The sequence below is a fragment of the Pseudoalteromonas sp. SR44-2 genome (assembly GCF_014163745.1).
Taxonomy (GTDB): domain Bacteria; phylum Pseudomonadota; class Gammaproteobacteria; order Enterobacterales; family Alteromonadaceae; genus Pseudoalteromonas; species Pseudoalteromonas distincta.
Genome location: NZ_JACJDW010000004.1, coordinates 87,267 through 108,102 on the forward strand (window position 1 = coordinate 87,267; position 20,836 = coordinate 108,102).

Here is a 20,836-nt window from a genome sequence, read left to right on the forward strand (position 1 = left end):
AATATCGCTTGCTGTACACATTTATTTTAAAGCTAAGATATTTTTAAGTAGATAGCACACTTTTATACCGACTCCTGTTACAATTGCCATTATTAAAAAATCAACTATTGACGCTTTATTATCAGCTGTTTGCAACGTGAAAATCAGCGAGAATAGTAGTTAATTACGATCAACATAACGGGTTTACTCGCAGACGCTTATTAAAATGCATTCAACCCCGCATATAAACTAAAAGAATTTATCAATGGCAGACCAGACTATTATCAATGAAATCAGCAAGCGAAGGACCTTTGCTATCATCTCTCACCCGGATGCTGGTAAAACAACGATTACCGAAAAAGTATTGTTATTCGGACAAGCTATTCAAAGAGCTGGTACTGTAAAAGGTCGCGGCTCTAACCAGCATGCTAAATCTGACTGGATGGAAATGGAAAAAGAGCGTGGTATATCAGTTACTACGTCTGTAATGCAATTTCCATATAACGACGCACTTGTTAATTTACTTGATACGCCAGGACACGAAGATTTCTCTGAAGATACGTACCGTACATTAACAGCAGTAGATTCGTGCTTAATGGTTATTGATGCGGCTAAAGGTGTAGAAGACCGTACCCGTAAGCTAATGGAAGTTACACGCCTGCGTACCACACCTATTGTTACATTTATGAACAAATGTGACCGTGATATTCGCGACCCAATGGAAGTGCTGGACGAAGTTGAAACAGAGCTAAATATTGCCTGTGCACCCATTACTTGGCCAATTGGTTGTGGTAAAGAGTTCAAAGGTGTTTATCACATTCATAATGATGAAGCTGTTTTATATAAAACGGGCCAAGGTCATAAAATTCAAGATGTTCGCACAATTAAAGGCCTTGATAATCCAGAGTTAGATATAGCCATTGGTGAAGACTTAGCTGCGCAGTTACGTGATGAGCTTGAGCTTGTTATTGGTGCATCAAACGAATTTGATTTAGATCTGTTTTTAGCCGGTGAGCTTTCGCCAGTTTATTACGGTACCGCACTTGGTAACTTTGGTGTTGATCACGTGTTAGATGGTTTAACTAAGTGGGCGCCAACGCCATTACCACGTGAAACCGAAGACAGACTAATTGTTGCAACTGAAGAAAACTTTACCGGGTTTGTATTTAAAATTCAGGCCAACATGGACCCTAAACACCGTGACCGTATTGCATTTATGCGTATTGTATCGGGTAAGTACAGCCAAGGCATGAAAATGAATCACGTGCGAATTGGCAAGCAAGTGAGCATTTCTGATGCGGTAACCTTTATGGCGGGCGATCGTGAACGTGCCGCAGATGCTTTCGCTGGCGACATTATTGGCTTGCATAACCACGGTACAATTCAAATTGGTGATACGTTCACGCAAGGCGAAAAACTTAAATTTAGTGGTATTCCTAACTTCGCCCCTGAACTATTTCGTCGTATTCGCCTTCGCGATCCGCTTAAGCAAAAGCAATTATTAAAAGGCTTAGTACAGCTTTCTGAAGAAGGGGCTGTACAGGTATTTAGACCACTTATTAATAATGACTTAATAGTAGGCGCGGTAGGTGTACTTCAGTTTGATGTGGTTGTAGCGCGTTTAAAAGCAGAATATAACGTTGATGCTATTTATGAAGGCGTAAACGTGAATACGGCACGCTGGGTAAGCAGTGATGACGTTAAAAAGTTTGAAGAATTTAAACGTAAATGCGAAAGCAATTTAGCACTCGATGGCGGTGATAACTTAACTTACATTGCGCCGAGCCGTGTAAACCTTAACTTATCGGTAGAGCGTTACCCAGAAGTAACGTTTAGCCATACACGCGAAAACTAGAGCTCATTTACAAGAATTAAAAGAAAACCTGCTTTGGCGGGTTTATAAAGGTAAAAAAATATGAATATTCGTACTATTTTAATTGAAAAAGCCATTGCAGCTATGGTCGGTGCAGGCTTACCTGAAGACACAAACCCGGCAGTAACGCAAAGCACGCGTCCACAATTTGGTGATTACCAAATTAATGCAGCCATGGGCGCAGCTAAAAAAATGAAAAGCAACCCGCGTGAGCTTGCACAAAAAATTATTGATAACCTTGATGTAAGCGATATTGCACAAAAGACTGAAATTGCGGGTCCTGGTTTTATTAATATTCATTTAAAGCCTGAGTTTTTAGCGCAAAGCGTTAAAGCGGCTAACAATGATGCAAAACTAGCTGTAAACGAGCACGCTAAGCCACAAAAAGTTGTTGTTGATTATTCATCACCAAACCTAGCTAAAGAAATGCACGTAGGTCATTTACGTTCAACTATTATTGGTGACTCAATTGTACGTGCGCTTGAATTTAGAGGCGATACGGTTGTGCGCCAAAATCATATGGGTGATTGGGGTACGCAATTTGGTATGTTAATCGCGCATTTAGAAGATCAAATTAGTCAAGGCGTTGACTTAGATACTGTTGCACTTGCTGATTTAGAAACTTTTTACCGCGACGCTAAAAAACGCTTTGACGACGAAGAAGGCTTTGCAGATAAAGCACGTGACTACGTTGTTAAATTACAAGGCGGCGATGCGCATTGTGAAAAACTTTGGAAACTATTTATAGCCACCTCAGTTAAACACTCTGAAGAAGTATACAAGCGTTTAAATGTAACGCTTACCCAAGCCGATATTATGGCTGAAAGCGCATACAATGCAGAGCTTAACGATATTATTAGCCTACTTAAAGATAAAAACATTGCCGTAGAGTCGCAAGGCGCGCAAGTGGTGTTTTTAGATGAGCTAGCTAATAAAGATGGCGAGCCATCAGCGTTTATCGTACAAAAATCTGGCGGTGGTTTTTTATATGCAACAACAGATTTAGCTGCATGTGACTATCGTTCAAATAAATTAGGTGCAGATCGCATCTTAATTTTTGTAGATGCACGTCAAAATCTACACTTTAACCAAGTAGAGCTAACAGCGCGTAAAGCTGGTTTATTAAGAGACGAAACAAGCTACGAGTTTTGCCCGTTTGGCACCATGATGGGCGCCGATAATAAACCATTTAAAACACGTACTGGCGGCACAGTAAAGCTTGCTGATTTATTAGAAGAGTCAATTAACCGTGCAGCAGCAAAATTAGCTGAACGTGAGTCTGATTTAAGTGATAGCGATCGCAGTGAAATTGCCCGTAAAGTAGGTATTGGCGCAGTTAAATATGCCGACCTTTCTAAGCACCGTACCAGTGATTACATTTTTAACTGGGACAGCATGCTAAGTTTTGAAGGCGCAACAGCTCCTTACTTACAATATGCTTATACACGCGTACGCAGTATTTTCCGCAAATCAGGCGTTGATGCTGCTACATTAAATTCAGACGTTGCAATTGTTGAGCCTCAAGAAAAAGCACTTGCACTTAAGCTACTACAGCTCGAAGAAGTACTTGATTTAATGATCAGCGAAGCAACACCGCACGTACTATGTGGTTACTTATACGAGCTTGCAAGCTTATACATGACATTTTACGAAGCCTGCCCAGTACTTAAAGAAGGCGTAGAGCCAAGCGTGCGCGATAGCCGTTTAGTGTTGTGTAATTTGGTTTCAAGAACATTAGAAACGGGATTAGACTTACTTGGCATTGAAGTTATGGAGCAAATGTAATCACCGTCGTATTTTAACCTAATACTGCGTTATCCACCCCGACTTACCCTAATCACATACAAACCGTATGCTCATAGGGATAAGTCGGGTTGGATGCCTTGTCTTAGGCTAAACTACTTAGGTGAACCGTCTGCTGCGTGTAGTTCGCTTTGACTGCGTTGTCGTGCTTTTTTAGCCTAAGTCACATACTAAATGTATGCTCCTTGGCATAAAAAAGCACTCCGCCTTGTCAGCACTTCTACACTTGCAGATGTAATGTTTTACATTGTAGGTTGGGTTGAGTGAAACGAAACCCAACGATACACCCGAGACTCGGTGCTATTTCTATCGTATATACCTGAGACTCGATACTTGTTATTACTCAATATCTATTGTTTTAAGCTCGCTACTCTAAGCTCTTTTCTAAGTCTTTATTTAAAGGATTTGTTATGAAACTCGAAGATATCCGCCGTGAATACCTGCAAGACGCGTTAAGCGAAGATAACTTGCAAGATGACCCATTCAAGCAGTTTGAAACATGGCTTGAGCATGCTGTAGCAAGCCAATTACCCGATCCAACAGCGATGGTTGTAGCAACTATTGATGAAACCGGTCAGCCTTCACAGCGTATAGTGCTTTTAAAGCATCTGGATGATAACGGCTTTGTATTTTTTACCAATACAGGTTCGCGTAAAGCGCAGGAGCTTAAAGGCAATAACAAAATTTCCTTGCACTTTCCGTGGCATCACATGGAACGCCAAGTTATTGTTTATGGCGAGGCTAAACCATTACCAACTTCTGCTGTGGCAAAGTACTTTTTATCTCGTCCTAAAGAAAGCCAATTAGCAGCGTGGGCATCAGCGCAAAGTCGTCCGGTGTCATCACGTAAAGTACTCATGGAAACCTTTGCTAATATGAAAAACAAGTTTGCTAAAGGTGAAATTCCATTACCTGATTTTTGGGGCGGTTATTGTGTAGTGCCCACTAAAATTGAGTTTTGGCAAGGTGGGGCGCATCGTTTACATGACCGTTTTATGTATCAGCGCCAAGCAGATAACAGCTGGAAAATTACACGCTTAAACCCTTAATAAATAGATGAGTAAGTAACCTTGCAATTTATTGACTCTCATTGCCACCTCGATTTTAGTGAGTTTGATTCAAGTCGTGAATCGCTCATAACCGAGTGTGTAGCAAAGGGAGTTAATCAGTTTGTTGTACCGGGTATTACGCTTGCTCAATCGCATACTCTTATAGAGCTCAAAGCAACCTATCCACGTATAAAAATAGCGGCAGGGCTACATCCTTACTTCTTAGATCAACATAAAGAATCGCACATAGAAGAGTTATTCGAGTTTGCAACTACAAATAAGCATCAGTTAGTGGCCATTGGTGAGTGTGGGCTTGATAGAAGCATTGAAAACCTCTCTAAACAAACTTATTTATTTGAACAGCAAATAAAGCTTTCTAACGAGCTAAGCTTACCGCTCATTGTACATCACAGGCAAAGCCATGATTTAATTGCGCAAGCGTTTAAACGTTGTAAGCCAAAAAATGGGGGAGTTATTCATGCATTTTCAGGTTCAATCCAACAAGCGAAGTATTATATCAAACAGGGCTTTAAGCTTGGCGTAGGCGGTGTTATTACCTATGAACGTGCAGCTAAAACCCGTGCTGTTATTGCCGCTATTGAACCCGAGCACTTAGTGCTTGAAACGGATTCACCTTCAATGCCGTTAAGTGGCTACCAAGGGGAGGTTAACACGCCATTGCATTTACCTGATGTGTTTGACGCACTATGTGATTTAAAGCCACACAGCGAAAAAGAGACGCTTGCAAAGCAGCTTTATGATTCTTGTTCAGATGTTTTTTGCATATAACGATTTACCTGCCAGCGCTTTAATCCACGGCCTAACTGCCACGTAAAAATACAAGCAATCACTAGCATTAGTAAAACCTGCCTGCCTAAGTCATGAAAATGATTATGGCTATCGGATATTGCAGCGCGAGTTAAATAAGTAATAGATACAAAACCTATAGGGCGGTCATCATCGCTTATAACAGGTTCCATAAAAGGTGTTTTTAACTTACTTATTCCGGGGGTAGAATCAGAAAGTTGACCATAAACATGGTGCGACTGCCAATTGTCGCTACTGGCTAATAAAATACCCTGTTGATCGTAAATAGTGGCCGAAAGCACGAACTCATCTTTACTTATATCGTTACAAATTGCATTGAGCTGGGGTTTGTTTTTTTCGATTAAAGGTGTTTTAACATTTAAAGCCATAAACTGAGTGAGGCTTTTTGCGGTGCTGTCGGCGCTATCGTAAAGTAACTGGTGACTCTGAAAACTACTATTAACACCCACCCAGCTTAGTAATACAAAACAGCCAGCCGCAAGAATTAAGCGAACGAGTCGCTTTCTTTGGGATGCGCTTATAGGGTTTTTAATATGGTTATTTTTCATAGTCACCGTTTATGCTACTGACAGCATTTTGATTTGATGTTACAACTACACTAACTATAACCTTAAACCCCACCTGATGGCGAATTTAGTGTTGAGAATAGCAGTTTTGAGATGCCAACTATCAGGAAAATAAAAATAAACACGGAGATCCCATGTCGCAAATCAACATGGCACAGCAAGCTGCTGAGCAACCATTACAACACTTAACTCTAAATAAATGGTTTAGCTATAGTGGTGATGTATCTACACCTCTCGATTATATTCCAAACAAAGCATTAGGGTTATTTAGCATCGCATTTGCAGGTGATTTTGCAGAAAAACACATTGCCAGTATTGTTGACTTTTTAGCGACACATAACCAAAACGTCACCGCTATATGCCAATACCAACCTGATTTAGGGCTTGCACCAGCACTGTGTTTTTACGCGCAAAATGCAGATAAAACTATAAACCCGTTAGTACTACAAGAATTTTCAAACACGCTTGATTGTCAATTAGTGCAAGTTACTACGCCGCCTAATTTATATGAGCCTGGTTTATTGGTTATGGATATGGATTCAACGGCAATAACTATTGAGTGCATAGACGAAATAGCACGCCTTGCGAACGTATACGATGAAGTTGCCTCTGTAACTGCACTTGCAATGGCGGGTAAACTTGATTTTAGTGAGAGTTTATATCAGCGTGTAGCTAAGCTTGAAGGTATTGAAAAAAGCTTAATTGAAGAACTGAAAAGTTCATTACCATTGATGCCTGGTATTAAAATACTGTGCCAAATTTTAAAGCAACATAACTGGTATTTGGCGATTGCCTCAGGTGGTTTTGTGCCTTTTGCAGAGCGCGTACAAGAGCTGATTAATTTAGATGAAGTGCACGCTAATGTGCTCGAATTTAAAGACGACAAGCTAACAGGTAAAGTACTGGGTACGATTGTCGATGCGCAGCAAAAAGCGGTCGTTTTAGAGGTACTTCAGCAAAAGCTAGGGCTTAAAAAAGCACAAACTGTAGCTATTGGGGATGGCGCAAATGATCTAGTCATGATGGCAAAAGCAGGCCTAGGTGTGGCCGTCCATGGTAAGCCTAAAGTGGTTGAGCAAGCACAAGCGGCTATTTGTGAAGGGTCATTATTGCAATTGTTGTATATGTTGGCTATTCCGTTAGAAAAACAACCAACACTTTAAAATAAATTAAGTTAAACCGCTTAACGTAAGCGGTTTAACCAAATTAGCTTACGGCGGCTCATTTGTGCTACTTGCTCTTTTTTTAGTTCTAAATGGCTTAGCGCTTCTTCAGTTATATCTACTACATCACCTACACCAGCTACGGCCCATAAGGCTTCTTCTAAATCTTTAGCTTTGTGCATTGCGTACTGACTTACGTATTTTAGCTCATTAGAAAGATAATCAGTATCGGGGCGACCTGTGCGCGATATATACAAACGCATTACGAATATAAGTTGCGATGTAATACCTTTACTAATTTGTTTATAAAAGCTTGAGTAGTCTTCACCTAAAGCGCATTGGCTAACAATAGCCTCTTCAATACTGCCTTTTCGAGGATCGAAGTTAATAGCAAGTGTAAAAGCAAGCGGTGCATCTTGGCGGCTGCGATCTTTAATATTTGGTGTTATTACATTAATAATTTGCTCTTCGGTCAGAATGCTCGAAAAGTCAGTTTTGTTACTTAATAAACCAAAGTTTTGCAAAATCACGTGCATAGGGCTGGCGTATAACCCATATCCAATTGCGCCGGTTTTAAAGTGTGCAGCTTCTTTGTGTAAATATAGCGGAAATTGGCAAACGCTTTTTGTAACCATATTTCTAAGTGCGGTAGATAAGCCTTCTACTTTAGGTGCTTCTTCAGATACTTTAAGTTTGTCTTTATTACCTTCTATTAGCTGAGTGAAAAAGGTCACGCCAGCATGGGGTAAATCAGCAATACGATTTGCTTTTAGGTTAATAGTAGTAAATGACTTACTGATGGCCATTACTTCGTACTTTAGTTCACTAAGCTTATGCTTTTTAGTTATTTTTTGAAGTTCAGGGAATGCTAAAAGTACTATATCGCCTTTTTTAAATGTGGCAGGTTGTTCGCACTCTAACTGCAAACCCATTACCGAAAAGTCACGTGTATAGCCGTTAAATACCTCATCATTAATAGTAACACTAACTGGTGTTTTATAAAGGTAGCGCTTATGCGAGCGTAAATTTACGTATTCAAGTGGCACAATATCTAAGTAGGGTGGTGTTTTGTGTTTTGCGTGGCCAAAGTGCTTAAGCTGATTTACTAATGCTTTATCAAAAGTAAGTTGTTTATAATTTGCTTGTTCAGTTTTATTGCCAATATTTGTAAGTACAACAATATACTTAACATCCTTTATAAGGCCTTTTACACGAGGTGAAGGTGGCTTATTTAATTTTTCTATGTTTTCACCGGCACTATTAGGTAGTGAAAGCGGTATAAAAGAATCATCTGGATGACTTGGCATTATTTGTATTTTAAAGCACTGCCAGCTCTCTTTTTGGCTACCAAAACCTAAAAATAGATCACGTAATTTAGGGTTGTTATTTAACTCTGTACGCGTCGCTGAGTAGTAATAAATTTTACCTGATGATATATGTGTAAATGTATAGAGGTAATCTTCTTTTACTGCGGTAATTTGAGTTAGTAATTGTGTAATACGCTGATGATTAAGTATATTGTACAAACACGGTATTTTTCTTTCATCGGTAAAGTAGCGCTGAATAAAAATATTATTTTCAGTGGTAAGGCTAAGGCTTGGGTAATATTGCTCATCTTTTTTACTTAAAAATACATATAAAGACGTTACGCGAGGAATGTAGTACTGCTCATACCCCTTTGATACTACAGCATCGAGCGTATTATCTAGATTTACTTTATAACGACGCTTATTACCATGAATAAAACTTTCTAAAAAGTCATTAAAGGCATCGTTGTTTTCTATATAAGTGCGCTTTAAGCGGATGTGATTAAATTCACGAGAGATATTTTCTACTGCAACAACTTCGTATTGAATACCGTTTTTTAGGCCAAGTTCAAAGTCTTGCTCAAGGCCTACTAAGCGCATTGCGATGAGCTCACCTTTTTTTATAGAGTAGCGCGTTGCAAGCTTAACTTTACAACCGCTTAAAGATATATCTGAGGTGCTAGCAGCAATGTTCTTTTTATCTTTGTAATCAATCGTTACTTTTATTGAGTAATTCATCCGTTCTTCACGGCGGCTCTCGTAAGAGGCAAACTTAATTACTTCAGTGTTTAAGTTATTTTCTAACTCTTGTAACTCTGATTTTTCGGCTGCTTGTTTTTGTAATACGCGGTGGTTATTTTCTGTATTCATTACGGCTTCGTAAACAGCTAAGGTGTATTCACCATGTTGTTTAAGCGCTTTTTCAAACACTTCAATGGCTGTGTCATCCATAAAGTGTTGCTTGCCGTTATGCTCATATGGTTTTACTTGGCCTGTCACTAATCCACGAAGATCAACAAAACGTGCCACTGGCTGAGATAAACGCGACATTTCCATTTTCATTAAAAATTGCTCAGGTTTAGTTAACCCTGCGGTTTTTGATTTGAAAATTAGATCAAATTTAGCGTTGCCTAAATATGTTTTTAACTCATTCACGAGGTCTTCGTGTTTGAGCATTATGTCATCAGCCATTTATAAAACCATCACCGTCTAATTGAAAAAGTAGGTATACTGTTAAGTCCATTTATTAGAAGTTCAATAAACGTTAAATCGCGCTATGTTATTAATATAGGTACGATTATTTGAGTTACTACTGTTTAGCTCTTGTTATGTATGTGTTATTTGCCATTTTATTGGCAAGTTACTTTAAACTATTACAAAGCAAAAAGTATGCCCTAAATTATAGCTAAAAAGAAACACCATGTGTATTTATTGATTGTGACGCTAGATTTTTAAGCAGGCAAGAGTTTGTTGCTAAGTAAATGCCTGAAATGGCAAAATAAGCGCTTAATAGTAAGAATTTTTTTTAATTAAAGAATAGTAGGTAAAGTTATCAATGGCTAAAGCGGCAAAAGTAGAATTTGTTTGTACCGAATGTGGCATGAACTATCAACGTTGGCAGGGTCAATGTCGCTGCGGTGCGTGGAACACATTAGCGGAATTTAAGCCTTCAGCAGGGCACAGTAAAAAAGCATCAATACGAGCGAACGTTGGTGGTTATGCTGGTGGTGTTGGTGGTGGCTCTAAAAAAATCAATGATATTGCTACATCAGAGGCTGAAAAGCAGCTAACTGAAATCGGCGAGCTTGATCGCGTACTAAGCGGCGGGGTGACTACTGGCTCTGTTAATATAATTTCGGGCGATCCGGGGGCGGGTAAGACAACTTTGCTATCTGACTTAGTGGCGAGAATGTCACAACGGATGCCGTCACTTTACTGTACGGCAGAAGAATCTTTATCGCAGTTTAAAAACAGGGTAAATCGTTTAAAGTTAAACTATAACCCGGAAGAGCTTTATTTACTTTCAGAAACGAGCGTTGAAACCATCATCGAAGAGCTCGAGAAAAATAAAATTAAGTTTGCTGTTATTGACTCTATTCAAGCTGTTGTAACCGATACGGCAAATGGTAGCCCAGGTTCGCCTTCGCAAGTAAAAAGCGCCGCCCAAGCATTAACTCAGTACTGTAAGCAAAATGATGTAACCATGTTCATTATTGCTCACGTAAATAAAAATAACGAAATAGCAGGCCCTCAAACACTTGTACATATTGTTGATGCGCTTTTACACATAGATACCAACGATGGGCAAATACGAACCCTTAGGGCAAATAAAAACCGCTTTGGTGATATTGATACTGTTGGCATTTTTAAAATGTGTGAACGTGGGATGTTAAGCGTTGATAATCCAAGTGAAATATTTTTATCGGGTTCAACCACCGACTCACCTGGCTCTACTATTACCTGTATTCGTAAAGGGAATCGTAATTTATTGCTTGAGATTCAATGTTTAACTACCGAAACAGAAGCTGAATTTCCGCAGCGTGTTTGTGTTGGTTTAAATATGAATCGTATAAAAATGCTGACCGGTATATTACGTAAGCATACTAAAACTAAAATATTTCACGATACGTTTTTTAATATTGTGGGTGGTTTAAGAATTGATGAGACAGAAACCTGCATCGATTTAGCATTAGTAACCGCGTTACTTAGCAGTTTAAACGAATTTGTTGTACCTCGTACCACGTGTATTATGGGAGAACTTAGCTTAAACGGTGATGTACGCCCAATAGACAGTGGTGTACCGCGTGTTAAAGAGGCTGCACAACATGGTTTTACAGAAATATATATTCCATTTCGCAATTACCATAAATCGATGGAAGGGCTAGGCGCTAAAATTACCCCTGTAAAAACTGTACATGAGTTACTTAGTTTGATTAATTAACACTTATCGGTGATGTTCTTCAGTGTTACTCTTAAGTTGAGACACTTTATAGAAAGAATTAAATAAGGAAATGACATGAAAAAATTAGTTATAGTTGCAGCTCTTGTGGCCGCAGGCGTGGGTGGTGTTAGTTACGCAAACTACGTAGCAACTCAAGAAGTGCGTGCAAAAGTAGATAAGCAACTTGCTTTAGTAAGCGAGCAAACTGGCGCTACATTTAAATACGCTGGTTTATCGGCAAGTGTTATTTCAAAGAGTGTAGAAATAACAAACATGGAAGTAATAAGCCCTGAAGGTGACAATGTTGCTAATATTCAAAGCATTGAAATAACTGGCTACGAGCCGGATAAAATATCACCACATACATCATTTGATGTAAAAAGCTTTCAGTTTGATAAAAGCTTCGTATCAAAATTACCAGCTGATACAAACGAAATGTTAGCGTCGGCAAGTTACGACTTACATTCATCACTTGATTACGATGAAGAGTCTGGCAATAGTGATGTAGTAGTTAAACTTGATGCAAAAGACATTGTTAGTTTTAATATGGATATGGGTTTAGCTAATTCAAAAGCGTTAATGGATGCTTCATTGGCTATTAGCAAGGCGCAGCAAGAAGCCGGTGATCAACCGCTGACGTATGAACAAGAATTACAGCAGCAAACACTTGTTATGCAAGCAATGAGTAAATTAGAGCCGCGTAATGTTAGCTTTGCCTTAAATAACCAAGGTAAATTAAAAGATTTACTCTCAAGCGAGCTTGAAAAGCAAGGTATGACGCTTGAGCAAATGGAAATGACGCTAGAGCAACAGTTACAACAAGCTCCTGTAACTGAAGATATTGCAGAGGCTTTAACCAGCTTTGCGAAAGGTTTAAATTCATTCAGTGTGTCTGCAAAGCTACCTGAAGGTAAAACTATGATGGAAATTAACCAACAAGTTATGATGCTAGTAGGGCAACCTGAAGAACTAGTTAAGTTTATTAACTTAGAAGTTAAAGGTGATTAGGCCTTAGTTCTGTATTAATAAAGGCGCCAATTGGGGCCTTTATTGTAATCTTATTCGCTAAAGCAATTTGCTTTTATAAGATCAGTGATTACTTGTTGTGATGGTTTTATTTTTTCCATCGCTAAAAATTCATCAGGCTGGTGTGCTTGGTTAATTGAGCCTGGGCCCATTACAATCGTTTCACAACCGAGTTGCTGGATAAACGGCGCTTCAGTGCAGTAATTTACCGCGACCGCTTTTTGCCCCGCTATTTTTTCAGCCATTTTTACTAAAGCACTGTCGGTGCTACCACTAAATGCCGGTATTGGTTCATGTAAATCAATAACGCTCACCGCATTTGGGTATTGCTGATTTATCTCTTTCGTTGCATCGAGTACTAATGCTTGTAGTTCTTGTACACTTAAACCTGGTAATGGGCGCATATCTATATGCATTTCACAGCAACCACAAATTCTATTCGCGTTATCGCCGCCATGAATATTACCTAAGTTTAATGTTGGGTAAGGGATTTCGAAGTGGTTTATTGAATACTTATGCTTTAATTGTTCTTTTAAGATCATCAATTTTGTAATCACTTTATGCATTACTTCAATGGCGTTAAGACCACGTTCGGGATCGGAGCTATGCCCAGAGCGACCAACCACTCTTATTGCTGTACTCATATGGCCTTTATGCATAAATACTGGCGTCATATCAGTAGGTTCGCCTATTATACAACGCGCAGGTTTTAAATTCGGGTGCTTACATATTTGTTGTGCACCAGCCATCGTTGTTTCTTCGTCGGCGGTAGCAAGAATTAAAATAGGCTGAGTTTGCTGCTTTTCATCAAGTTCACTAATCGCTTGTAATACAAAAGCAAAAAAGCCTTTCATATCAATACTTCCTAGCCCATACAATTTGTTATCGAGTTCGGTAAGTTTAAATGGATTATGATTCCAACGACTGTCATCAAAAGGCACTGTGTCGGTATGACCAGCTAGCATTAATCCGCCATCACCTTCTCCGCGTTTTGCTAATAAATTATAGCGCCCTTTACCTCCTTCTAATTCTATAATTTCACACGTAAAACCGATTGTTTCGCACCAACTGGCTAGGAGTTCGATTACGTTTTTATTGCTCATACACAGGTTGTCTTCAATAGCACTAATAGAAGGGGCTGCAATCAATTGTTGGTACATGGAAATAAACGAAGGCAAAGGCATAAAAAAATCCAAAATTATTATTCAATTTAATTGCATAACAATATAAAAGTATTTATGATGAATATCAATTCACTTTTTAAGCATAAATATATTAAAGTAACGCCATGAAAATAATGCGACGATAATCAAAATTCATTAATAAAAAAGACTTAATTAGCGTCTAAGCTAGTTTAAGCGAACATTATAGATAAGTAGTAATTAATTTTAAGATAACGAGTAACAAATGAATGTAGTGATTATTGGCGCAAGCGGATACAGCGGCGCAGAGTTAGCAAGTTTAGTTGCTAAGCATCCAAACTTAACTTTAACAGGCTGTTATGTATCAGAGGGTAGCTTAGATAAAAATAAATTGCTAAGTGATTTATACCCGGAGCACCTTGGCTTACTAGACTGCCCTTTACTTCCTCTTAGCGTATCAGCTTTTGATGACATTCAAAGTGATGCTGATTACGTATGCTTATGTACCGATCACAAAGTAAGTGTTGATCTAGCGCCGCAATTTTTAGCTATGGGTAAAAAGGTATTTGATTTATCTGGTGGCTATCGTTTAGCAAGCAATGACGACTACGTTACTTACTATGGTTTTGAGCATCAACATCCAGAGCTTTTAAATGAAGCGGCTTACGGTCTAGCTGAGTGGAACCATGATGCTATCGCTAATGCAAAGCTAATTGCTGTTGCAGGTTGTTACCCAACAGCAGCGCTTAATGCGCTAAAACCGCTTAAGCAAGCAGGCTTATTGAGCAGCGAAAGTATTATTATTAATGCGGTTTCGGGCGTTACAGGCGCAGGGCGTAAAGCTAGTGTAGGAACACATTTTTGTGAAGTGTCGCTTGCACCTTATGGTTTGTTTAACCATCGCCACGGCCCTGAAATTGAACAACACCTTGGCCACAAAGTGTTGTTTACACCGCACTTAGGTAATTTTCCGCGCGGTATTTTAGAAACTATTTATGTACAGCTTAAGCCAGGCGTTACCAAGGAAAACGTTGCATCGGCTTATCAAGTACTTTCAAGCGAGCCATTAATTCGTTTATTAGGCGATAAAGTACCTTCAATTAAAGGTGTAGCTAAGCAGCCATTTGTTGATATTGGCTGGCAGCAACAAGGAACGCAGTTAATTGTGATGTCTGCTATTGATAACTTATTAAAAGGCGCTGCTGGACAAGCTTTGCAGTGTATTAATATTTCTATGAATTTAGATCATACCACTGGATTAAAAGGAGCGTTTTAAATGAGTAAAAAAACGTGGGTAATTAAACTAGGTGGTGCAGTACTTAATACAGAAAATGCAGCAAAGGCGTTGTTTGATGTATTAAATGAGCAAACAAATGATGAATTTGTCATTGTACATGGCGGTGGCGCTTTAGTTGATACATGGTTAAAACAAGCGGGTTTTGCCAGTGCTAAACACCAAGGATTACGTATTAGCCCAGCAGAGCAAATGCCTTATATAGTCGGAGCACTCGCAGGTTGCGCTAATAAACAATTAATGACTCAAGCTATTAGTGCTGGGCACAAGCCTGTTGGCTTAAGTCTTTTTGAGGCAGGTGTTACTGCCACTCAAAAGCTAAAAGCGCTTTGCTTAGTGGGTAAATGTAAAAGCAACGACGATTCTATTGTTAATGATTTACTTAAAATCGGTCGCCTACCCATTGTTAGCTCTATAGGCTTTGATGAGCAAGGGCTTTGGTACAACGTAAATGCAGATGAAGCAGCAGCGGCTATTGCTAGTAACTTAAATGCTGAGCTTATTTTTATGACGGATGTTGAAGCAGTGCTTGACGAAAATAAACAGCCGTTACATCAACTTGACACAAAACACATTGATACTTTAATTACAAATGGAGTAATTGTGGGCGGGATGGAGGTCAAAGTTAAGACCAGCCTTCACGCTGCCCAACATTTACGACGCGGTGTGTATATTTCCAGCTGGCAAAAGCCAGAAAAGTTAACTGCTCTGCTACAAGGCGAGCATGTCGGAACTAAGATTACACCATAGGTTTATTATGTTTGAGAATTTTTTAACGGGTTTAGAGTTAGACCAAGAAGGCGCACTTAATTTATTAAAGTTAGCGCAAGATATAAAAGCAAAACCAGAAAAATACAGCAATGTATTAGCGGGAAAATCAATCGTAACATTGTTTGAAAAACAAAGTTTACGTACTCGCTTATCGTTTGATATAGGTATTAACCGCCTTGGTGGCCATGCAGTTTATTTAGATCAGCAAAATGGCGCTATGGGTGCACGTGAATCAATTAAAGATTTCGCACTTAATATTTCTACTTGGGCCGATGGTATTGTTGCGCGCGTAAATCAGCACAGCACATTAACTACATTAGGTGAATACGCATCAGTACCGGTAGTAAATAGTTTGTGTGATTTATACCACCCATGCCAAGCTCTTGCTGATTTTTTAACGCTTCAAGAAGTTCACGGCGATGTGAGCGAGCTTAAAGTAGCTTACTTAGGTGAGGGCAATAATGTAACTCATTCATTAATGCTTTTAGCGGCAACGCTTGGCACTGATTTTGTTGCCGTAACGCCAAAAGGTAGCTCGCCTGATTCGCAAATTCTTAAAAAGGCTGAGCAAATAGCAGCAATGAATGGCGCATCAGTGATGGTAAGTGACCGTGTTGAAGCGGCTGTGGGTGCAAACGTTGTATATGCAGATACATGGGTATCAATGGGTGATACAACACCGCTTGAGCAAGTTAAAGAAAAATATATGCCTTATCAATTAAATCAGGCATTGCTAGATCAAACAGGTGCAACTACGGTATTACATTGCCAACCGGCACACCGTGAATTTGAAATTACCTCTGAGGTAATGGATGGTCCAGCATCGAAAATTATTCAACAAGCAGAGAATCGCATGCACGCGCAAAATGCTTTGCTAGTTACATTACTAAATCCAAATTTTGTTAAGGAACACCTATGAGTTCAATTAAAAAAGTCGTTTTAGCCTATTCAGGTGGTCTTGATACATCGGCTATCGTGCCATGGTTAAAAGAAAACTACGGTTGTGAAGTTGTTGCGTTTGTAGCTGATGTAGGTCAAGGCGCAGAAGAACTTGAAGGCGTAGAAGCTAAAGCAATCGCTTCAGGTGCTTCAGAATGTTACGTAGTTGATTTAAAAGATGAAATGGTAAGTGATTACATTTATCCAACACTTAAAACGGGCTCGATTTACGAAGGTACTTATTTACTAGGTACGTCTATGGCGCGTCCTATTATTGCTAAAGCACAAGTTGAAATTGCACGTAAAGTAGGTGCTGATGCACTTTCTCATGGTTGTACTGGTAAAGGTAATGACCAAGTTCGTTTTGAATCATGTTTTGCAGCCCTTGCTCCAGATTTAAAAGTAATTGCGCCATGGCGTGAGTGGGACTTATCGAGTCGTGAATCATTACTTGATTACTTAGCAGAGCGTGACATTCCGTGTTCAGCATCTGCTACAAAAATTTATAGCCGTGATGCTAACGCTTGGCATATTTCGCACGAAGGTGGTGAGCTTGAAGATCCATGGTGTCAACCAACTGAGCAAGTATGGACTTGGACTAACTCTCCAGAGCAAGCACCAGATAAATCAGAACTAGTAACTTTAAAAGTTGTTGAAGGCGAAGTGGTTGCTGTAAATGGCGAAGAACTTAAACCATATGACTGTTTAGTTAAATTAAACGATATTGCATCACCTCATGGCGTTGGACGTGTTGATATTGTAGAAAACCGTTTAGTAGGTATGAAGTCACGCGGTTGTTATGAAACACCAGGTGGCACAGTAATTATGGCTGCGCTTCAAGCCATTGACGAGCTAGTGCTTGATAAAGCAAGCCGTAAGTGGAAAGAAGTACTAGGTGGTGAATTTTCACATTTAGTGTACGACGGACGTTGGTTTACACCACTTAAAGATTCTATTTTAGCCGGTGCAGAAGCACTTTCTAAAGTGGCAACAGGTGAAGTGGTACTTAAGCTATATAAAGGTCAAGTAACTGCGGTTCAAAAGCAATCACCAAATAGCTTATACAGCGAAGCATTTGCTACATTTGGCGAAGATGATGTATATGACCAGTCACACGCTGAAGGCTTTATTCGTTTATTCTCGCTTTCAAGCAGAATTTCAGCATTGGCTAAAAAGTAAATTATTTATAGCCCCTTATAAAAGGGGCACTACAGGGTTTGGAGAGATTTCATGGCATTATGGGGCGGACGTTTTTCTACGGGTCCAGATGAGGCGTTTAAGCAATTTAACGACTCTCTTCCCTTTGACTACCAGTTAGCAGAGCAAGATATTATTGGCTCTGTGGCATGGGCTGGTGCACTTGAACAGGTAAATGTACTTTCAAGTGATGAGCATACAAAATTAGTTGCTGCATTAAATGAGCTACTTGAAGAAGTTAAAGCTGATCCACAATCAGTTGCTACTTCAGGTGCAGAAGACATTCATTCACATGTTGAAGCTGCTCTAATTGAAAAAGTAGGTGATTTAGCTAAAAAATTACATACAGGCCGAAGCCGTAATGACCAAGTTGCCACCGATTTTAGACTATGGTGCCGTGATACAGCCGATCATTTACTAGATGCCATTGCACAGCTAAAAGGCGAGTTTGTAGCGCTTGCAGAGCGAGAGCTTGGCACAATATTACCTGGTTACACGCATTTACAGCGCGCACAACCAGTATTGTTTAGCCACTGGTGTATGGCGTATGTAGAAATGCTAGAGCGCGATGAAAGCCGCCTGCAAGATGCTAAAGCGCGTATGAATTTTTGCCCATTAGGCAGTGGTGCATTAGCAGGTACAGCTTATCCGATTGATCGCCAAGCATTAGCCCACGGATTAGGTTTTACAGCGGCTACAAAAAATAGCCTTGATGGCGTATCTGATCGTGACTTCGTGTTAGATCTTTTAAGTTGTGCGTCTATTTCGATGATTCACTTATCTCGTATGTCTGAAGATCTGATTTTTTATAATTCGGGTGAAGCCGGATTTATAGAGCTTGCTGATAACGTAACGTCAGGCTCATCGCTCATGCCTCAGAAAAAAAATCCTGATGCACTCGAGCTTATTCGCGGTAAAACCGGACGTGTATTTGGTGCATTTAGCGCTATGATGATGACGTTAAAAGCGCTGCCACTTGCATACAATAAAGATATGCAAGAAGACAAAGAAGGCCTGTTTGACGCTATGCCAACATGGCTTGCATGTATTCATATGGCGCAAGCGTGTATTAAAGGCGTAAAAGTAAATGGTGATAAAACGTTAGCAGCGGCAAAAGGCGGCCACGCTAATGCCACCGAACTTGCTGATTACTTAGTTGCTAAAGGTGTGCCATTCAGAGAAGGGCATCACATTGTGGGTGTACTTGTACAGCTTGCGATTAGCGAAGGTAAAACGCTTGAGGAGCTATCACTTGAGCAGTACAAATCAGTAAACACTGTATTTGAAGATGACGTTTACCCAGTACTTGAAATTGATGCGTGTATAAAAGCGCGTCAAGCGCTTGGCGGGACGTCTATTGAGCAAGTAACTAATGCTGTTAAAGAAGCCAAAAAAAAACAGCAAATAACGGTACGTGATGCAAATTTAGATGATGTAGAGGCAATTGCCACACTTATACAGCACTGGGCAACGGTAGGCGAAAACCTGCCTCGTGCAAAAAGCGATATGGTGCACTCTATTAACGAGTTTGCAGTTACTGAAATAAATGGAAAAGTGTCGGGTTGTGCATCGTTATACATTTACGATACCGGCCTTGCTGAAATACGCTCATTGGGTATAGACCCAAAAAGTAAAGTGACGGGGCAAGGTAGACAGCTTGTAGAGCACCTACTTGCTAAAGCCAAAAAATTGGCACTTAACCGAGTTATTGTATTGACCCGTGTCCCCGATTTTTTTGAACAACAACGTTTTACTTTTTGTAGCAAAGACTCTTTGCCTGAAAAAGTAATGAAAGATTGTGAACTTTGCCTTCGTAAAGAAAATTGTGACGAAGTAGCAATGGAATATATTTTGAAGCTAAGTACACGTGCGGAGATCCCGTGTAAATACGTAGCTTAAACTCCCTGGATACAAAAAACGTACGGTTATCCCTGTGCGTTTTTTTATATTTGCAGTAAACTGGTCGGAGTTGTTTAGTTTGATTATATTTTTTGAGTGAATTTTAATGCGTCAAAAAAAGTTGGCACATTGGTTGCTTTGTATAAGATAGATAGCAAAATAGCTATCACTGCTTAAAACAGGTGATGCATTTATCTACATAATAATGTGGTTAAAAGTTGCACCAAATATAATTAAAACTTTTACAAGGATCAATCACATGCAAGTTTCAGCTAATAGCCAATTACAAATGCAAGCATACAACAAAACACAACAATTAAAGCCTGCAATGGAACAAACTGCTAGCCCTAAAACCCTGCAATCTGATACAGTGAGTATCTCTCAAGAGGCTATGAGTGCTGCGAGTACTGATTTACAGCGTGGTGGTTCATTACTTTCTGGTGGGACTGGTTCTCGCCCAAAATAGTTATATAGGTATTCGATGTTTTTATTTGAGCTGTTTGGTCTTTTTTCACTATCAGCCTTGGTTATGTGGGCTTTTTTGATGGCATTCTTTTTTAACATTTTTGTTTATAGTTTAGGTGTTAAAAGAAATACGACTTTACTAATCAGCTCATTTATTATGATGGTTTCTTATTCTGCAACTGATTATCTTTATACCTGGATATCATATTACAATACAACTTATTTTGATTGGGCTATACATGATGCTATTACTATTGCTAGTTTAATAATTGCTTATAGTGTAGTAAAGCGTTCTAGTACTTCTCTCTTATATTTAGTTACAGGTCTTTCCATAAATATGATTCTTGTGTTATTTATGCATTTAGATGTTTATATTTATGGTAATCAAGAGCCTTGGATTCTATGGGATATTTATCTTTATAGTGTAAATGTAATAGACTTAACAATGGTTGTCGCGTTAATTGTTGATAGAGACTTTCTCGGTCTTCATAAATTAAAAAATAAAACTCTCAACTACTTCAAGTCAAACGATATCCATAAAGTAACCTAGTTTAAAATGTACGTTACTGAAGCCCTAATGGATTATGTAGAAGC

The 20,836-nt window shown here is 39.3% G+C and carries 17 protein-coding genes; 14 read left to right on the top strand and 3 right to left on the bottom strand.

Annotated features, from left to right (window positions below; genetic code table 11):
• The first annotated feature begins 244 nt into the window (after positions 1-244).
• From prfC to H5115_RS03795, 4 genes are all read left to right on the top strand, one after another.
• The gene (gene prfC / locus H5115_RS03780) at positions 245-1,834 is read left to right on the top strand and encodes a peptide chain release factor 3 (protein WP_002958776.1); all 1,590 of its coding nucleotides are present in this window, start codon (positions 245-247) and stop codon (positions 1,832-1,834) included.
• 60 nt (positions 1,835-1,894) lie between these two features.
• Positions 1,895-3,637 (top strand): arginine--tRNA ligase, encoded by a 1,743-nt coding sequence (gene argS, locus H5115_RS03785; RefSeq protein ID WP_002958775.1) that lies wholly within the window; start codon positions 1,895-1,897, stop codon positions 3,635-3,637.
• A gap of 428 nt (positions 3,638-4,065) precedes the next feature.
• Entirely contained in the window at positions 4,066-4,704 is a 639-nt protein-coding gene (pdxH, locus tag H5115_RS03790; protein WP_182753733.1) for a pyridoxamine 5'-phosphate oxidase, read from the top strand.
• Positions 4,705-4,725: 21 nt separating this feature from the next.
• A complete protein-coding gene (locus H5115_RS03795) occupies positions 4,726-5,493 on the top strand; it encodes a TatD family hydrolase (protein WP_182753734.1) in 768 nt (255 codons plus the stop codon).
• Here the strand turns inward: H5115_RS03795 and H5115_RS03800 are convergent.
• Positions 5,460-6,080, bottom strand: a complete 621-nt coding sequence (locus H5115_RS03800) for an AhpA/YtjB family protein (protein WP_002958772.1) — start codon at positions 6,078-6,080, stop codon at positions 5,460-5,462. The genes H5115_RS03795 and H5115_RS03800 overlap by 34 nt on opposite strands.
• Before the next feature lie 152 nt (positions 6,081-6,232).
• Here H5115_RS03800 and serB point away from each other — a divergent pair, with 152 nt between their 5' ends.
• Complete coding sequence (serB, locus tag H5115_RS03805) at positions 6,233-7,261, top strand: phosphoserine phosphatase SerB (protein WP_182753736.1); 1,029 nt, start codon at positions 6,233-6,235, stop codon at positions 7,259-7,261.
• 20 nt (positions 7,262-7,281) lie between these two features.
• Here the strand turns inward: serB and H5115_RS03810 are convergent, their stop codons facing one another.
• Positions 7,282-9,759: a PilZ domain-containing protein gene (locus H5115_RS03810; protein WP_182753738.1), complete on the bottom strand. Its 2,478-nt coding sequence runs from the start codon at positions 9,757-9,759 to the stop codon at positions 7,282-7,284.
• A 364-nt stretch (positions 9,760-10,123) separates the two neighbouring features.
• Between H5115_RS03810 and radA the strand changes: the two genes are divergently transcribed.
• Positions 10,124-11,509, top strand: coding sequence for a DNA repair protein RadA (radA, locus tag H5115_RS03815; RefSeq protein WP_182672976.1), 1,386 nt, complete (start codon positions 10,124-10,126; stop codon positions 11,507-11,509).
• A 75-nt stretch (positions 11,510-11,584) separates the two neighbouring features.
• The gene (locus tag H5115_RS03820; RefSeq protein WP_182753740.1) at positions 11,585-12,517 is read left to right on the top strand and encodes a hypothetical protein; all 933 of its coding nucleotides are present in this window, start codon (positions 11,585-11,587) and stop codon (positions 12,515-12,517) included.
• A 50-nt stretch (positions 12,518-12,567) separates the two neighbouring features.
• Here H5115_RS03820 and argE read toward each other — a convergent pair whose 3' ends face one another.
• Positions 12,568-13,719, bottom strand: a complete 1,152-nt coding sequence (argE, locus tag H5115_RS03825) for an acetylornithine deacetylase (protein ID WP_182753742.1) — start codon at positions 13,717-13,719, stop codon at positions 12,568-12,570.
• Positions 13,720-13,942: 223 nt separating this feature from the next.
• Here argE and argC point away from each other — a divergent pair, with 223 nt between their 5' ends.
• The 7 genes from argC to H5115_RS03860 all read left to right on the top strand — a co-directional run bounded on the left by argC (position 13,943) and on the right by H5115_RS03860 (position 20,792).
• Positions 13,943-14,953: an N-acetyl-gamma-glutamyl-phosphate reductase gene (gene argC, locus H5115_RS03830; protein WP_024596072.1), complete on the top strand. Its 1,011-nt coding sequence runs from the start codon at positions 13,943-13,945 to the stop codon at positions 14,951-14,953.
• Positions 14,954-15,721 carry an acetylglutamate kinase gene (argB, locus tag H5115_RS03835; RefSeq protein WP_182753744.1) on the top strand — a complete coding sequence of 256 codons (768 nt, stop codon included), beginning with the start codon at positions 14,954-14,956 and terminating at the stop codon, positions 15,719-15,721. It begins immediately after the preceding gene.
• A 7-nt stretch (positions 15,722-15,728) separates the two neighbouring features.
• Positions 15,729-16,661: an ornithine carbamoyltransferase gene (locus H5115_RS03840; protein WP_002958764.1), complete on the top strand. Its 933-nt coding sequence runs from the start codon at positions 15,729-15,731 to the stop codon at positions 16,659-16,661.
• On the top strand, positions 16,658-17,860 hold the full coding sequence (locus H5115_RS03845; RefSeq protein WP_007377844.1) for an argininosuccinate synthase: 1,203 nt from the start codon (positions 16,658-16,660) through the stop codon (positions 17,858-17,860). Before H5115_RS03840 ends, H5115_RS03845 begins: the two co-directional genes overlap by 4 nt.
• 51 nt (positions 17,861-17,911) lie before the next feature.
• Positions 17,912-19,777, top strand: coding sequence for an argininosuccinate lyase (argH, locus tag H5115_RS03850; RefSeq protein ID WP_149602222.1), 1,866 nt, complete (start codon positions 17,912-17,914; stop codon positions 19,775-19,777).
• A 259-nt stretch (positions 19,778-20,036) separates the two neighbouring features.
• On the top strand, positions 20,037-20,243 hold the full coding sequence (locus H5115_RS03855) for a hypothetical protein (RefSeq protein WP_024604427.1): 207 nt from the start codon (positions 20,037-20,039) through the stop codon (positions 20,241-20,243).
• Positions 20,244-20,258: 15 nt separating this feature from the next.
• Entirely contained in the window at positions 20,259-20,792 is a 534-nt protein-coding gene (locus tag H5115_RS03860) for a hypothetical protein (RefSeq protein ID WP_024604428.1), read from the top strand.
• Positions 20,793-20,836: the final 44 nt, after the last annotated feature.

What these genes read in the sequence shown, in the direction of transcription:
- prfC (WP_002958776.1), top strand. Translation starts at nt 245, where the DNA reads ATGGCAGACCAGACTATTATCAATGAAATCAGCAAGCGAAGGACCTTT.
- argS (WP_002958775.1), top strand. Translation starts at nt 1,895, where the DNA reads ATGAATATTCGTACTATTTTAATTGAAAAAGCCATTGCAGCTATGGTC.
- pdxH (WP_182753733.1), top strand. Translation starts at nt 4,066, where the DNA reads ATGAAACTCGAAGATATCCGCCGTGAATACCTGCAAGACGCGTTAAGC.
- H5115_RS03800 (WP_002958772.1), bottom strand. Translation starts at nt 6,080, where the DNA reads ATGAAAAATAACCATATTAAAAACCCTATAAGCGCATCCCAAAGAAAG.
- serB (WP_182753736.1), top strand. Translation starts at nt 6,233, where the DNA reads ATGTCGCAAATCAACATGGCACAGCAAGCTGCTGAGCAACCATTACAA.
- H5115_RS03810 (WP_182753738.1), bottom strand. Translation starts at nt 9,759, where the DNA reads ATGGCTGATGACATAATGCTCAAACACGAAGACCTCGTGAATGAGTTA.
- radA (WP_182672976.1), top strand. Translation starts at nt 10,124, where the DNA reads ATGGCTAAAGCGGCAAAAGTAGAATTTGTTTGTACCGAATGTGGCATG.
- H5115_RS03820 (WP_182753740.1), top strand. Translation starts at nt 11,585, where the DNA reads ATGAAAAAATTAGTTATAGTTGCAGCTCTTGTGGCCGCAGGCGTGGGT.
- argE (WP_182753742.1), bottom strand. Translation starts at nt 13,719, where the DNA reads ATGCCTTTGCCTTCGTTTATTTCCATGTACCAACAATTGATTGCAGCC.
- argC (WP_024596072.1), top strand. Translation starts at nt 13,943, where the DNA reads ATGAATGTAGTGATTATTGGCGCAAGCGGATACAGCGGCGCAGAGTTA.
- argB (WP_182753744.1), top strand. Translation starts at nt 14,954, where the DNA reads ATGAGTAAAAAAACGTGGGTAATTAAACTAGGTGGTGCAGTACTTAAT.
- H5115_RS03840 (WP_002958764.1), top strand. Translation starts at nt 15,729, where the DNA reads ATGTTTGAGAATTTTTTAACGGGTTTAGAGTTAGACCAAGAAGGCGCA.
- H5115_RS03845 (WP_007377844.1), top strand. Translation starts at nt 16,658, where the DNA reads ATGAGTTCAATTAAAAAAGTCGTTTTAGCCTATTCAGGTGGTCTTGAT.
- argH (WP_149602222.1), top strand. Translation starts at nt 17,912, where the DNA reads ATGGCATTATGGGGCGGACGTTTTTCTACGGGTCCAGATGAGGCGTTT.
- H5115_RS03855 (WP_024604427.1), top strand. Translation starts at nt 20,037, where the DNA reads ATGCAAGTTTCAGCTAATAGCCAATTACAAATGCAAGCATACAACAAA.
- H5115_RS03860 (WP_024604428.1), top strand. Translation starts at nt 20,259, where the DNA reads ATGTTTTTATTTGAGCTGTTTGGTCTTTTTTCACTATCAGCCTTGGTT.